Raw genomic sequence first — 14,082 nt, 5'->3', positions numbered from 1 at the left:
TCCCTCATGCGGGGGCCGGCCATTTTTTCCGCATAAGACTGGCCGTGGCCGCTGAGAGCCACGCCATGTTTTGTCAGCCCTGCGCTGATCCGCGGATCAAACCTTCTGGGAGGAACAAGGTTTGTCTATGTTATCGGATATGGGGACGATCCTGTCAGCGATAGCCTCGCAAGACAGTTTCGAGATCACCAACGCTCTACGCCTTGACGCCAAATGGTATCTTGGCACAATCGCCCTGATCATCGGCGGATATCTCGTCTCGCTCATCTACCGCTCGGTCCCGTTCATCGAACGTCACCTGGAGCGGACCGTCATGGTTTATTCCTATCTCGCCATCGCCTTCATCATCTTCTGGGGCGTGGTGGATCGTTTCGTGTTCAACAACCAGCAGCCCTGGTCGACAACCATTCCGCCGTTCCTCTTTATGGTCATGGCCTGGTTCGGCGCCTCCTACAATATCCGGCTCCGCACGCACCTGAGCTTCTCAGAATTCCGCACAAAGATGCCACGGGGCGGGCAGATCACCTGCCTGTGGCTCGACTTCTTTCTGTGGTTCGGCTTTGCGCTGATCCTCTTCGTGACCACATGCCGGCTGACCGCGAACTCGGCGGCCAATTTTCAGATCGTGCTGGGCACCGACAACACCATGCAGTGGTGGTTCCTGATCACAGCGCCCATCGCCGCCGTACTGATGGCCGGACGGGCCTTCCAGAACATCGCGGAAGACATGCGCAAATTCCGGTCGGGTGAACCTCTGATCGAACAAGCTGTTATCGGGGGGGACACATAATGGCCGACGGTACACTCATCACACTTATCTCGCTTGGGGTCACCGGCCTGTTCATGCTTGGCGTGCCGGTACTTCTGGTCATTGCCTATTGGGTGATCGGTTGCTCCTTCGTGCTTGGGCTCACGCTGGACAACATGGGCGCCGAGCTCATGAACGTCTTCAACAAGGGCTTTGCCCTGCTGGCGATGCCGCTTTTCATCCTGACCGGAGACCTGATCAACAAATCAGGGATCGCACGACGACTGTCAGACTTCGCATACGCCTGCCTCGGCTGGCTGCGCGGTGGCCTCGCCATGGCGAGCCTGGGCGCCTGCGGTCTCTTCGCGGCAATCTCGGGCTCCAACTCCGCAACCACGGCGACCATCGGGTCTATGTTGCACCCGGAAATGGTCAAGGGCGGCTATGACGAGCGCTTCTCGGCGGCGACAGCGGCCGCCGGCGGTACCGTGGGTATCATCATCCCGCCGTCGATCATCTTCATCGTCTACGGCTTCCTGATGAACCTGCCGATCTCGGACCTCTTCGTCGCGGGCATCATTCCTGGCGCGCTGATGGTCTTCGGCATGCAGTTCGCCTGCTGGGTCATCTGCCGCGCCAACGGCTGGGGGTTCCTGATCCCGCTGCAGCTCAACCGTGTGCTCAAGACTGCCTTTGGCGCCTGGCTCGGCTTCTTTGCCATCGGCCTCGTGCTCTGGGGCATCTACACCGGCAAGTTCTCCCCCACAGAGGCGGCGGGCGTGACCGTGGGCTTCTGTGTCATCGCGGGTCTGCTCAGCTGGGCGCTGAGCCACCTTTTCCGCATCCGCGAGGATAAGGACTGGACCGAGAAGAGCTATGCCGAGATGCTGCTGGTCGAAGGGTTCACCATTCCACAGATCCCCGGCATCGTCGTTCGCTCGGCGCAGATCACCGGCATTCTTGCGCCGCTGATTGCGATTTCGGTGGTGATGCAGCAGATCCTCTCACTGCTCGGCGCACAGCAGGTGATCGGTGATTTCGTGATCTCCATGGGCGGCTACTACGCGGTTCTGGCAACGGCGATGGTCATCGTGTTCGTCTCGGGCATGGTGCTGGAATCGCTGCCTGTCACGATCATTCTGGCGCCTATTCTCGCGCCGATTGCGGCATCCGTGGGCGTTGACCCGATCCACTTCTCGGTGATCTTCCTCGTTGGGGCCTCCATCGGCTTTATCACGCCGCCCTACGGTCTTAACCTTTATGTCGCATCCGGGGTAACGGGTGTTCCCTATTTCCGCCTTCTGCGGTACTCCACCATGTACCTTATGTCACTTCTGGCGGTGTGGTTCCTCGTGGCCCTCGTCCCGGATCTGGCACTGGCACTTCTGCCGAACAGATAACGAGCGATCATGCCGGACGATTTAGCAAACCAACAGCAGGGCCAGATCCCGACCAACCTCCGGTTGCTGGTCCTGCTTGAGGAAGTTGCCAAAGCCGGAGTGCCCGTCACGCCGACGGCGCTGAAGGACACGCTCAATCTGCCGAAGCCCACCTTGCATCGGCTGTTCAACACGGCAGAGGCTGAGGGCTTCTTGCAAAGAGACATCGACGGCCGGTCCTACGGGCCCGGCCCTCGTCTGCGGCAGTTGTCGGTGCATACCGCCTCGTCGCAACGGATCCGCACGGTGCGGCTGGCGATCCTGCGCAGCGTGGCCGAAAAGATCGGCGAGACCTGCAACATTGCCACCCCGGATCGGGACGGCATGACCTATCTCGACCGGGTCGAGACACACTGGCCACTGCGGATCCAACTGCCCGTGGGCACACAAGTGCCCTTCTACTGCACCGCCAGCGGCAAGATGTATCTGTCGTCGCTGCGCCCGGCTTATTTCGACCGGTATCTCGCTGCAGCCACACTCGAAAGCCATGCGCCGAGCACCATCACCGACAAGGACGCGCTCAAGTCCGAGATCGAAGCCACCCGCAAGCGCGGCTATTCGATGGACAATCAGGAGTTCATGGAGGACATGGTCGCCGTCGCGGTGCCAATCCTCGATGACCGCAAACGCCTGGTGTCGACACTGTCCGTACATGCGCCCTTGCAGCGCCACGACATTACCTCACTGAGCCAGCATATTGATGACCTGCGTGGCGCGGCGCAAGAGTTGAGCGCGTTGATCAACAGCTGATCTGGCCGCTCAGCCGACCCAGAAATGTACATTGGCACCGCCTTCCCGACCGCGGACCTCAACCGGTTTGACGTGATCGGCCGGGCGTTGCGGTGGCTCTTGCGTCATCTCGAGGAATGGCTCTGTGGCGGCGATGACCGCGCCTTCGGCTTTCGCGATCTCCAGCAGGCGGCTGGTCAGGTTCACACTGTCCCCAGCCACGGAGACCTGCTGGTGATGATCGCCCCCCAGCCGCGACAGGATCACATCGCCGTAGTGCAGCCCGATCCGGCAGCCGACCGTGAACTCCCCCTGCCCCAAGGCGGCCAGATCGCGGATCAGCGTGAAGGACGTGCGCAGCGCCTGATCCGCGCTGCCCTCACCATCGTCGATCATGCCAAAAACAGCGAGCGCGCCATCACCCATGTAGTTGAGCACCACACCGCCTTCACGCTCGACCGCTGCAGCGGTGATCTGATGAAAACTCTTGAGCAAATCCTGCGTCCCCACCGGGCCAAGCCGCTCCGAGAGCAGCGTGAAGGCGCTGAGATCGATGAAGAAGACAGACAACGATTTGGCGGTCGGCTGTTTGAGAAAGTTCGGGTCGTCCGCGATCATCTCGGCCAGGAGCGGCGACTGGAACTGCTTCAGAGCCTCGAGCGCCTTTGCGCCCCGAGCCGCGCGGCGCTTCTCGGTGTAGTAGCGCATCACGGCAGCTCCGGCGACGGGCACCAGCGCGCCGGCCAATGGCACCGCAGCGCTCAACCAGATACCCGCAGAGAAAGCGAAGAAAACCCCGCCACCCCAGGCCGCAACGAGCGCAAGGGCTGCGGGAATGCCGCTCGACAGTGGCAGGATCAAAACCAAGCCGCTTGCCAGAAGTGCCAGAATGACGGTCGCGCTGACGTCGATGCGACGGGTCTGGAGATCGCGGCGCAAGGATCGGCTGCCCAACATCTGTGAGACCGCGCCCGCCATGATCTCAACACCTGGAACGCTGTCGTCATAGGGGCTGCGAAAGCGGTCACCAAAGGCCGTGGCAGTAAACCCGACGATAACGGCCTTGCCCGCCAACGCTTCTGCGTGGGCGCCGTTCAAGACAGCCGCTGCCGAATAGGTCGGGACGCGCCCCTCGGCCCCGATCAAGCGCAGCGGCATCGCCAACCCGATATCGAGCGGCACCGGAGTGCTGCCGAAATCAAGCGCATTGGCGTTGATCTCCGGCTCTGTTCCAAGAAAGCCTGACGCGATCGCAAGCGCAAAGGACGGCTCGACGCCCCTGTCCGTCGCAAAGACGGTGGAGATGTAGCGGGGTGTCCCGTTTGCATCCGTCGACACGTTGACGAGGGCCACCTGAGCGGCATCCGCAAAGACTGGCTGTGGCCTCAAGATTGAGGAGGGCCGCGCAACGTCGGAGGCCAAGGCAGCATCCGAAAAACTGCCAGCAGCGGCAATGACGGTTGGAACCTGAGACAGTGCCTCCGCCAACTGTGCATCGACCTCCGCATCCCCCGGATCGGCAAGCACCACGTCGAGGCCGATCACTGTTGGCCCGGCCTCGGCAATCGCGCTGAGGGTCCGCGCCATGAGCTCACGGTTGGAGCCTGCGGCGCTTTGGCTGCTGGCAAGCGTCGCATCATCGATGGCGACGATAGCCACATCTGCAACAGGATCCACTGGCCCAAAAATCGACAACCGCAGGTCAAGCAGGGCGGCCTCGAGCCGATCGAGACTGCTTTCTCGGGCCGCCAGGTGGGGGGCAGCGATAGCGGCGGCCCAGACACCAGCAGCGATCAGTGTCAGGACGCCGAGGAGCAGCGGCGCCCGGGCGCTTTGCTTCATCGTCCGAAGCGTGCAAGCAATGCAGCGGCGCGGTCAGCAGGCCAAGGTCGCGCTTCCAGGGGTGTGGTGGAGGCGCTTACGTCAACGCCATCGCCGGTGCCCAGCAGCACAGGCGCGCTGTCGGTTCCGGTCTGCGTGACCGCGACCTCGCCTTCAACGACAAAGACGGAGGTCTGATCGGCGGTGACATCCACGACATAGACCGTGCCGCGCACAGCGGCGATGGCATGCGGCGTGCGAATCTGAGGGCGCGCCTCGCCCTTCTCCGCCTCGATCAGAACCGCGCCGGTCTCCAGATCGATGACACTGGGTGCCTCGTCGTCCGCGGCATCGACAAAGCCCATCTGCGCGGCGGCTTCCATCTCGATCACGACACCGAAGTCACAGGACAGCACCTGCCGCTCGGGATCAGTGGCCGTTTCCACCGTGCAATTCGGCGGCACCTGCGCCTGCAGAGGTCCGGCAGCGACCACCAGGGCCAAGGTCAATTGTGCAACACCAATACGTAACATACTCATAGACATAGCCTTTCACCGCTGACCTGCCGCCACCGGGCGATTGGCCAGCCCCTTTTCAACATGTCCGACGACACCTTCGACGTCCCTGTGCGTATCACCAAACGCGGCCCGACAGAAGAGAGGAACGCGAGGACATCTGATCGCCGAGCGAAAAGCGACCGAAAACGCCGACGCGTACCCCAACGCACGGTGGCTTAAGCGCGCTGCAAGATGTTTCGCCGAGGTTGACCCATGTACATATCTTCTCATGGGAACTCCAATGGCCGATACCTCAAGCTGCCTGTCCTTGCCGTTCATTCAGCCCAATCAGGCTCAGAAGCACGTCACCCATAACGAGGCGTTGCGCATTCTCGATGTGCTGACGCAGCTGGCCGTTTTGACGGACGATCAGCCAGCGCCTCCGGGCACGCCTGCAGAAGGGGACCGCCATATCGTCGGCGATGCCGCAAGCGGTGATTGGGCCGGGCAGGATGGGCGGCTGACGCTCTTTGAAAATGGCCTTTGGCAGTATTTTGATCCAAAACCCGGCTGGCGGGCCTATGTGACAGGGCGCGAGACGCTCGTCGTGTTTGACGGAACCGAATGGATCGACCTCGACAGCGACGAGTTGCAGGAAATCGAGGCGTTCGGCCTTGGAATGGTCTCGCTGCCCACGGCGCCGTTTTCGGCCAAGATCAACGGTGCGGTCTGGACTGCGCTTTATCAGGCCGATGGTGGCGATGGCGACATGATCTCGACCATCAACAAGGAGGCCACGGGCGATGACGCAGGTTTCGTGTTCCAGCAGGATTTCGGCACCCGCGCCCTCTTTGGCCTTTTCGGCAGCGACGACATTCGCCTCGCCACCTCCGCCAACGGCACCGATTTTCGCGATGGGTTGATCGTCGACGCAAGCACGGGCGTTGTAGAGCAGCCGAACCTGCCCCGGTTCAAGGCGGTGACCAACTTCGACAACTATAGCGCAGCCGACGTCTGGACGACCATCGCGATCAACGACGCGGAGTTCAACGACCAGAACGCGCTGGATGCTGGCGCCAATCAATTCGTGGCCCCGGTTGCGGGCAGCTATGTCTTCGGCGCAGCGCTGACCTTCAAGGAGAACGCCTCCGATCAGGCACGGATGGGCGCGCGGCTGCTGCGCAACGGCACGGATGTCATCGCCGGTTCGCTGAACGAGAACGCCGGGCCGCATGTGTCGGAAGCGACGACGGTCAATGTTCAAACGATGGTACAGCTCGCGGCTGGCGACACGGTGGAGCTGCAGGGCCGCCTGCGCGACTTTGACGGCTACTTCATGGCCGCTCAGACCAGTTTCTGGGGGTTCAAGGTCGGCTAACGACTATAGCCAAAGGGGCGGGCTTGCTTGACGGGCGATCAAGTTTGGACCACATCCTTCCTTGCGTCACCCGAGCACAAAACCGGAGTGACGTAGCGAAGGATCAATCCATGCAGCTACGCGCCCATCACCCCTACCCATCCCGCCGGTCAGCCGTGGCCGCGGACAACCTCGTTGCCACGTCTCATCCACTCGCTGCGCAGGCGGGTCTGAGCATGCTCGCGCGCGGTGGCAATGCGGTGGATGCCGCGCTGGCCGCAGCAATCACGCTGACGGTCGTCGAGCCGACCGGCAATGGGATCGGCTCGGACGCCTTCGCCATCCTCTGGGACGGCAGCGCGCTGCACGGGCTCAATGCATCTGGTCGGTCGCCTGCGGGATGGACACCGGACCGATTTGCACATCTCGACAAGATGCCGTTTCACGGGTGGGAGAGCGTTACCGTTCCCGGTGCGGTTTCCTCCTGGGTTGCGCTGTCTGAGAGCTTTGGCAAGCTTGCTTTCGAGGCCCTGTTCGAGCCAGCCATTGGCTATGCGGAGAAAGGCTTTCCCGTGTCCCCTGTGATTGCTGCGCTCTGGCAGCGCGCCGCGGGTCAACTGGCGGAGCAGCCCGGATTTGCGGAGGCCTTCATGCCGGGCGGAAGAGCCCCACGTGCCGGGGAGTACTTCACCAGCCTAGCCCATGCCCAAACCTTGCGGTTGATCGCCGAGACCGAGGGCAAGGCATTCTACGAGGGCGAGCTGGCCAGCAAGATCGCCGCGTTCGCCGAGCAGCACGGTGCGGCTCTCTCGGTGGATGATCTCGCGGCGCACAAAGCCGACTGGTGCGGGACGATCAACAAAACGTTCGACGATGTCACCCTGCATGAGATCCCGCCCAACGGCCAAGGCATTGCCGCGTTGATGGGGCTTGGCATCCTGTCGAACACCGCCATCCGCGACATGGACCCGGACGACCCGCAGTCCCTTCATCTCCAGATCGAAGCGATGAAGCTCGCCTTGCGCGACGCCGAACACTATGTCGCCGATCTCGACCATATGAAGACGATCACCGTCGACGACTTACTGGACGACGGCTATCTGGCGGCCCGCGCGAAAGAGATCGATCTGAGCCGTGCCACGAACTTTGGCGCAGGTGCACCCAAACACGGCGGGACAGTCTATCTGACCGCGGCGGATGCCTCAGGCATGATGGTGTCCTTCATCCAGTCGAACTACGCAGGTTTTGGCTCGGGCGTGGTGGTGCCGGGCACAGGGATTGCGCTGCAGAACCGAGGCGCAGGATTCAGCCTCGATCCGACGCACCAGAACTGCGTGGGGCCCAACAAGCGCCCCTTTCATACGATCATTCCCGGCTTCCTGATGGGACCCGAGCAACCCAAGATGAGCTTTGGGGTGATGGGCGGACCAATGCAGGCGCAGGGGCATGTGCAGACGGTTTTGCGCACGCAGCTCTTCGGTCAGGACCCGCAGATGGCGGTGGATGCGCCGCGGTGGCGCGTGACCCACGGACTGGGCGTTGCCTGCGAAACCACGCTGCCCGAGCCCACGCTCGAGGCATTGCGGGCAATGGGCCACGAGATCACACTGGAGGCGCCGGACAATGCCTTCGGCTTCGGCGGTGCACAGCTGATCCACCGATTGCCCGGGCGCGGCTATGTGGCGGGGTCCGACCCGCGGAAAGACGGTGCTGCGGTCGGGTTCTGACCGGCGGGCTACTCCGCCATCTGCCGATCCACCTGCTGCTCTTCGTTGATCATCGCCTGCAGCTGCCGCCTGAACCGCAGTTGGCCCGCATCAATCGGCAAATCAATATGCGGTGTGCGTTTGGAAGACATCCCCTTCTGCACCTCGTTCAAGACTGCGCGATCCTCCTCAAAGGCCTTTTGCACATCCGCGCTCATCATCTTGGACAGCGCGGCATCATCGGGCCGGATATTGCGCAGCTGGAACCAGTAGTATCGCGTCGTGCTTTCGGTCGTTGGCGTCATGAAGTTATAGCTGTCCATGAGGAAGACGTCCTCGTGCAGCGGACCATCGGGCCCGCCCGTGCCCGCCGGCGTGAACACCGCCTTGATCAGCGCATGGCTGGGATATCGCACCTCATAGTGCTGCAGCCGGTCGCAATTTCCCTCAAAACTCACGACCTTCTTGTAAAAGGGCGCAGGCTCCACGTCCATCATCCAGCGATGCACGATCACCCCCGCATCGGTCTTGGTCACCCGGAGCGGCGCATCCTTCGTGGCGCTCTGGCCAAAGCTGCTCTCATGCACCCAGGCCACATGGGTGGGGTCGAGCAGGTTGTCACACATCAGCAGGTAGTTGCACTCAAGCTCCATCGCGGCACCGCGGTTGATCCCCCAGGCCGGATCGCCATAGTGCGCGATTTCGAAAATCTCGGATGGATCGGCGAGCGCAGGGTTGCCCATCCAGATCCAGACAAGACCGTACTTCTCATGCAAGGGATAGGCATGCACCCGCGCTTCTGAAGGAATGCGTCCCGCCCCCGGAGCCCACACACATTGCCCGGCACAATCGAACGTCAGCCCGTGATAGCCACATTCGACCGTGTCCCCTTTGATCCGGCCTTTCGAGAGCGGCAGCTTGCGGTGTGGGCAGGCATCCTCCAGAGCAACCAACTCGCCACTTTCCGAGCGAAAGATGCAGATCTTCTCGCCCAGGACCACGATTTGCTGCAACGCGCGCGTGATCTCATAGTCCCATGCGGCGACGTACCAGGCGTTCTTGAGAAACATGCGATCACCTTCCAAGTATCCCGAGCCGAATTCAAACCCTGTTCCATGACACAGTCCAGCGCAAACTCCTCTGCCGGGTCCACGCGTCACGCAGATGCCTGGATGATGTCTGTCCTGATGCCTTGTTGTCAGGCTGTCACAATGACCCTGTAGGCCTTCGGGGTCTAAAGCCGAAACCAATGGAGTATCTCATGCGCAAGCTTGTCGCATCGCTCGCCGCCACGCTGTTGGCGACCTCTGCCTTTGCGGCAGACATCTCGGGCAAACTGGTCCTTTACACCTCGCAGCCCAACCAGGATGCCCAACGCACCGTCGATGCCTTCCAGGCCAAGTATCCCGATGTAGAGGTTGACTGGATCCGCGATGGAACCACGAAGGTGATGGCCAAGCTACGCGCCGAGTTCGAAGCGGGCGCGCCGCAGCCTGACGTGCTGTTGATCGCGGACATGGTCACCATGGAGGGCCTGGAAGCCGAAGGCCGCCTGATGGCTTACCCAGAAGCTGATACAAGCACTTATGATCCGGCGCTCATGGATGACGAAGGGCACTACTTCTCCACCAAGCTGATCACCACGGGGATCGTCTACAACACCGGCGCGCCGATGGTGCCCACGTCCTATAAGGACCTGTTGGACAGCGATGCCAAGGACAAGCTGGCGATGCCCTCGCCGCTGACCTCTGGGGCGGCCACGATCCATATGGCGGCGATCACCGGCAACCCCGACCTCGGCTGGGATTTTTATGAACAGCTCGCAGATCAGGGCGCGAACCCGCAGGGCGGCAACGGTGGGACCTACAAGGCGATCGCGGGCGGCGAGAAGCTTTACGGCTTTGTGGTGGACTTTCTGCCGATCCGCGAAATGGCCAATGGCGCACCCGTAGCCTTCGTCTTCCCGGAAGAGGGTGTGAGCGCGGTCACCGAGCCCGTTGCGATCCTGTCAACCGCGCAGAACCCCGAGGCCGCTAAGGCCTTTGTCGACTTTCTGATCTCGCCAGAAGGCCAGCAACTGGCCGCCGACATGGGGTATCTGCCCGCTCATCCCGACATCACGCCACCCGAGGGCTTCCCGCCCCGCAGCGAGATCAAACTGCTGGATTTTGACCCGGCGGAGGCTCTGGCCAACGATCAGGCGAACAAGGAACGGTTCGTCGACATCTTCGGCGGCTGACGCACCCGCATGATCCGATACCTGCGCAGCGGCGAGGGGCTGACCCTCGCCGCTCTCATTCTTCTGGGCCTCACGCTCTTTGTGCTGCCGCTGGGCCTGCTGTTGCAGGTGGCGATCAAGGGCGCCGATGGCGGCGTGAGCCTTCAGCCGATGATCGACGCGCTGAACAGCCGCGCGGTGCGGCGTGCCCTGTGGAACAGCCTCGAGAGCGGGTTTCTGTCGGCGGTGCTTGCGGTTATCTACGGCGTGATCACCGCGCTGGTCATCGGGCTCACCGATATCCGCCGCAAGGGGCTCTACACGTTCTTGCTGCTGATCCCGATGATGATCCCGCCGCATGTGACTGCCATCGCGTGGATCCAGGCGATGGGACCATCCTCGCCTATACTCCGCAGCCTCGGGATCGCACCCGAACTCGGCGCGACCCATCCGCTTTACTCGCGGGAAGGCGTCGTTGCCCTGCTCGGTATCCAGCACGGCCCGCTGGTGTTTCTCGTGCTGCTGGCCGCCTTGCGCGCCCTGCCCCGCGAGATGGCCGAGGCGGCGCGGGTGTCCGGTGCGCGACCGCTGGTCCTGCTGCGGCGCATCATCCTGCCCCTGCTCGCTCCAACCCTGATCGCAGGCTTCGCGCTTGCCTTTGTCTCGGCACTTGGCAATTTCGGCATCCCGGCGCTCCTGGGCATTCCCGCGCGCTACACCACGCTGCCCGTGCTGATGTGGCAGCGGCTGGCGAGCTTTGGCCCATCGGTGTTGACCGATGTTGCTGTGATCGCTGCCTTGCTTGCAGTCGTCGCGGTGGCGGTGATTGTCCTGCAAATGCAGCTGTCTCAGCGGCGCCGCAACGCTCTGATCGGTCCACCTCAGCCCGCGCTCGGCATTGCGCTTGGCCGTACCCGCGGTTGGGTCGAGCTGGCCTTGGCGAGCCTGATCCTCGTCACGCTGGTGCTGCCGGTCACCTCGCTCTTCGCCACGGCTCTGGTGAAGACCTACGGCCTGCCGCTCACATGGGCCACGCTCACATTCGACAACTTCAGCGAAATCCTGTTTCGCCAATCCGTGACCGCGCGCGCCTTTCTCAACTCGACCCTCGCGGCCGGCAGTGCCGCCTTGATCATCGCCGCTCTCTGCCTGCCGCTGGCCCGTTTCATGGCGGCACCGCAGGGAGGCGCGCGAAAGCTCAGCACAGGTCTGGCGACATTGGCCGAGATGACCTACGCGATCCCCGGCCTGGTAATTTCCATCGCCTTCATCCTCGCCTTCATCAAGCCGCTTCCGCTTATCGGCATCTCGATTTACGGCACTCTGACCATAATCTTTCTCGCCTACGTTTGCGCATTCTTTTCAATTGCCCTGAAACCGATCAGTGCCGCATACCTGCAGCTCGATCCCGCGCTGGACGAAGCCGCGCGTGTCTCGGGCGCGGGCTACGGGCTGCGCATGCGCCGGATCGCGGCGCCTCTCATGGCACCAGCTGCAGCCTCGGGCGCAATCCTCGTGTTCCTAACGGCCTACAATGAAATCACGGTCTCCGCCCTCTTGTGGTCAAGCGGGACGGAGACCATCGGCACCACGATCTTCAACTACGAGGATGGCGGATACACGACGCTGGCTGCAGCCATGTCGGCTGTCACCGTAATCGCAACGGTGCTTCTCATGGTTGCGCTGGACAGGCTCGGTCGCAGGGCACCGCCCGGAGTTGTGCCGTGGCGGCTTTAGGACGGCATAACCCAACCGCTCCGAAAGATCAGCGGCACGGTCTCACCGGCCCGGGCGGGCTGGTCAAGATCGACGTCAAAGAGCGCATCGACACCGTCAATCTGCGCCTGGGCCTCCCAGACACCGCCGCGATATTTGACCGACACCAGTTCTGCCGCGACGCCTCCCGGCCCGACGTTTACGTCGCTCGATCGGAGAAAGAGCATGGCATCGCCCTCCGCCTGGCCCGGCTGCGCGCGCACTGGGAACCGCTGTCCGGCAATCGCGGCCTCGCCTGCACGACAAACGCCGCGCACCAAAGCGCCGCGCCCGATGAACCGCGCCACGGTCTCATGTCGCGGCGCGTCATAGATGTCCTGCGGTGTGCCGACCTGCAGAAACCGGCCCGCCTCCATGACTGCCATCCGGTCCGCAAGTGCCATCGCTTCGCGCTGATCGTGGGTGATGTAAAGCGTCGTTGCACCGGAGGCGCGGTGAAAGGCGTGCAACTCCTGCTCCATTTCGCCCCGCAGATGCGGGTCGAGATTTGCCAGCGGTTCGTCCATCAGAATGGTGCGCGCATCGCCTGCGAGACAGCGCGCCAGCGCGACACGCTGGCGTTGCCCGCCCGAGAGGTTCTCAGGCTTACGATCCGCAAAGGTGGTCAGCGACACCGTGCCCAAATGACGGCGCGCCCTGTCTTCCGCTGCCGCCGCATCCAGCCCGCGTGCTTGATCCGGGAAGGCCACATTCCCCAGAACCGTCATATGCGGCCAGAGCGCATAGGACTGGAACACCACGCCCACATACCGCTCCTCTGGCGCGACGTTCAGGCCCGCGCCGGCGACAACCTGACCATCGAGCACGATCTCACCCGCATCCGGTGTCTCGAGCCCGGCGATCAAACGCAGCAACGTGCTTTTGCCACAGCCGGAGGCACCGACAATCGTGAAAAACTCGTTCTCTTCAGCGTCAAAGCTGATGTCGTCGACAGCCGTCGACGCGCCGAACCTCTTGGTCAGCCCCTGAACCGAGATACTCACTGCAGTTTCCCCGCCTTGCCCCATCACATCCCGCGACCAGAGACATAGGTCTGTGACAGTCTGATGTCACCCAGAGCCTTTTCGCAGGCGATAGTCAGAACGGGCTGGTCACACCTGTCACCTCAGACTAAGCGGACCTATGGCCGAGAAAACCACCTTTATCTTCGATCTCGATGGCACGCTCATCGACAGCGCGCCCGATCTTCACGCCGCCTTGAACGCGGCTCTGGAACCACTCGGACGCGGGCCGCTGAGCCTTGAGGCCGTGATCTCTTTTGTCGGCAACGGGGTGGAGAAACTGGTGGAGCGTGGGCTGACCGCCACCGGCGGCTTGGAGCCTGAGTTGCATCGCCAGACCCTACAGGCTTTTCTGACGGCCTATGAGGCGAATGGTGTCGCGCTGACCCGGATTTATGATGGCGCGCTGCCGCACCTTCAGCGGCTGCGGGATGCGGACAAGGCGCTCGGCATATGCACGAACAAACCGCAGGATCCGGCACAGCATATCTGTGACGATCTCGGTCTATCACCGCTCTTTAGGCGGATCGTCGGCGCGCGTGATGGCCAGCCGAAAAAGCCCGACCCCGAGGTGCTGCTCAACATGATTGATGCGCTCGGCGCAGTGCCGGCAGAGACGGTCTTTGTCGGGGACAGCGCGGTCGATTGCGAGACCGCGCGTGCTGCTGGTGTCGACTTCTGGCTCTACTCTGGCGGCTATCTGAACAGCGAATTGCCCGCCGATAGCTGTGCCAAGGTGTTCGCAGATTGGACAGAGCCGGGCATCTTCAGCTCCTGAGCACCGAGCAAG

Annotated in this window: 12 protein-coding genes; 8 read left to right on the top strand and 4 right to left on the bottom strand. The window is 62.5% G+C overall.

The features are described 5' to 3' along the window. Positions 1-127: 127 nt before the first annotated feature. From ACVC7O_RS04140 to ACVC7O_RS04130, 3 genes are read left to right on the top strand one after another with little or no spacing between them, the layout of a single operon-like run. Complete coding sequence (locus ACVC7O_RS04140; RefSeq protein WP_458324822.1) at positions 128-790, top strand: TRAP transporter small permease; 663 nt, start codon at positions 128-130, stop codon at positions 788-790. Then, a complete protein-coding gene (locus ACVC7O_RS04135; RefSeq protein ID WP_458324821.1) occupies positions 790-2,148 on the top strand; it encodes a TRAP transporter large permease in 1,359 nt (452 codons plus the stop codon). The genes ACVC7O_RS04140 and ACVC7O_RS04135 overlap by 1 nt, the downstream gene beginning before the upstream one ends. 9 nt (positions 2,149-2,157) lie before the next feature. Then, positions 2,158-2,937, top strand: a complete 780-nt coding sequence (locus ACVC7O_RS04130; RefSeq protein WP_458324820.1) for an IclR family transcriptional regulator — start codon at positions 2,158-2,160, stop codon at positions 2,935-2,937. Positions 2,938-2,946: 9 nt separating this feature from the next. On the opposite strand, the gene ACVC7O_RS04125 is transcribed toward ACVC7O_RS04130, so the two are convergent. Together ACVC7O_RS04125 and ACVC7O_RS04120 are read right to left on the bottom strand one after the other, a co-directional pair. Next, a complete protein-coding gene (locus ACVC7O_RS04125) occupies positions 2,947-4,758 on the bottom strand; it encodes a CHASE2 domain-containing protein (RefSeq protein ID WP_458324819.1) in 1,812 nt (603 codons plus the stop codon). After that, positions 4,755-5,276 carry a FecR family protein gene (locus ACVC7O_RS04120; protein WP_458324818.1) on the bottom strand — a complete coding sequence of 174 codons (522 nt, stop codon included), beginning with the start codon at positions 5,274-5,276 and terminating at the stop codon, positions 4,755-4,757. Before ACVC7O_RS04120 ends, ACVC7O_RS04125 begins: the two co-directional genes overlap by 4 nt. Before the next feature lie 259 nt (positions 5,277-5,535). On the opposite strand from ACVC7O_RS04120, the gene ACVC7O_RS04115 reads away from it, so the two are divergent. After that, complete coding sequence (locus ACVC7O_RS04115) at positions 5,536-6,612, top strand: DUF2793 domain-containing protein (protein ID WP_458324817.1); 1,077 nt, start codon at positions 5,536-5,538, stop codon at positions 6,610-6,612. Between the two features lie 110 nt (positions 6,613-6,722). Then, positions 6,723-8,318 carry a gamma-glutamyltransferase family protein gene (locus tag ACVC7O_RS04110; RefSeq protein WP_458324816.1) on the top strand — a complete coding sequence of 532 codons (1,596 nt, stop codon included), beginning with the start codon at positions 6,723-6,725 and terminating at the stop codon, positions 8,316-8,318. An 8-nt stretch (positions 8,319-8,326) separates the two neighbouring features. Here ACVC7O_RS04110 and ACVC7O_RS04105 read toward each other — a convergent pair whose 3' ends face one another. Continuing rightward, positions 8,327-9,367, bottom strand: a complete 1,041-nt coding sequence (locus ACVC7O_RS04105; protein ID WP_458324815.1) for an aromatic ring-hydroxylating dioxygenase subunit alpha — start codon at positions 9,365-9,367, stop codon at positions 8,327-8,329. A 191-nt stretch (positions 9,368-9,558) separates the two neighbouring features. Here ACVC7O_RS04105 and ACVC7O_RS04100 point away from each other — a divergent pair, with 191 nt between their 5' ends. After that, a complete protein-coding gene (locus ACVC7O_RS04100) occupies positions 9,559-10,536 on the top strand; it encodes an ABC transporter substrate-binding protein (RefSeq protein ID WP_458324814.1) in 978 nt (325 codons plus the stop codon). Positions 10,537-10,545: 9 nt separating this feature from the next. After that, a complete protein-coding gene (locus ACVC7O_RS04095) occupies positions 10,546-12,252 on the top strand; it encodes an ABC transporter permease (protein WP_458324813.1) in 1,707 nt (568 codons plus the stop codon). On the opposite strand, the gene ACVC7O_RS04090 is transcribed toward ACVC7O_RS04095, so the two are convergent. Next, entirely contained in the window at positions 12,249-13,274 is a 1,026-nt protein-coding gene (locus ACVC7O_RS04090; RefSeq protein ID WP_458324812.1) for an ABC transporter ATP-binding protein, read from the bottom strand. The genes ACVC7O_RS04095 and ACVC7O_RS04090 overlap by 4 nt on opposite strands. Positions 13,275-13,413: 139 nt before the next feature. Here ACVC7O_RS04090 and ACVC7O_RS04085 point away from each other — a divergent pair, with 139 nt between their 5' ends. Next, positions 13,414-14,070 carry an HAD family hydrolase gene (locus tag ACVC7O_RS04085; RefSeq protein WP_458324811.1) on the top strand — a complete coding sequence of 219 codons (657 nt, stop codon included), beginning with the start codon at positions 13,414-13,416 and terminating at the stop codon, positions 14,068-14,070. The last annotated feature ends 12 nt before the right edge of the window (positions 14,071-14,082 follow it).

It is taken from the genome of Roseobacter cerffii (assembly GCF_054226325.1).
Note: the sequence above shows the minus strand (reverse complement) of the source record. Positions and strands in the feature narration are given on the sequence as shown.

Bases quoted from the DNA above. Each gene is read 5' to 3' on its own strand.
- ACVC7O_RS04140 (WP_458324822.1), top strand. From the start codon at position 128: ATGTTATCGGATATGGGGACGATCCTGTCAGCGATAGCCTCGCAAGAC.
- ACVC7O_RS04120 (WP_458324818.1), bottom strand. From the start codon at position 5,276: ATGAGTATGTTACGTATTGGTGTTGCACAATTGACCTTGGCCCTGGTG.
- ACVC7O_RS04105 (WP_458324815.1), bottom strand. From the start codon at position 9,367: ATGTTTCTCAAGAACGCCTGGTACGTCGCCGCATGGGACTATGAGATC.
- ACVC7O_RS04085 (WP_458324811.1), top strand. From the start codon at position 13,414: ATGGCCGAGAAAACCACCTTTATCTTCGATCTCGATGGCACGCTCATC.
- ACVC7O_RS04095 (WP_458324813.1), top strand. From the start codon at position 10,546: ATGATCCGATACCTGCGCAGCGGCGAGGGGCTGACCCTCGCCGCTCTC.
- ACVC7O_RS04115 (WP_458324817.1), top strand. From the start codon at position 5,536: ATGGCCGATACCTCAAGCTGCCTGTCCTTGCCGTTCATTCAGCCCAAT.
- ACVC7O_RS04100 (WP_458324814.1), top strand. From the start codon at position 9,559: ATGCGCAAGCTTGTCGCATCGCTCGCCGCCACGCTGTTGGCGACCTCT.
- ACVC7O_RS04130 (WP_458324820.1), top strand. From the start codon at position 2,158: ATGCCGGACGATTTAGCAAACCAACAGCAGGGCCAGATCCCGACCAAC.
- ACVC7O_RS04125 (WP_458324819.1), bottom strand. From the start codon at position 4,758: ATGAAGCAAAGCGCCCGGGCGCCGCTGCTCCTCGGCGTCCTGACACTG.
- ACVC7O_RS04135 (WP_458324821.1), top strand. From the start codon at position 790: ATGGCCGACGGTACACTCATCACACTTATCTCGCTTGGGGTCACCGGC.
- ACVC7O_RS04110 (WP_458324816.1), top strand. From the start codon at position 6,723: ATGCAGCTACGCGCCCATCACCCCTACCCATCCCGCCGGTCAGCCGTG.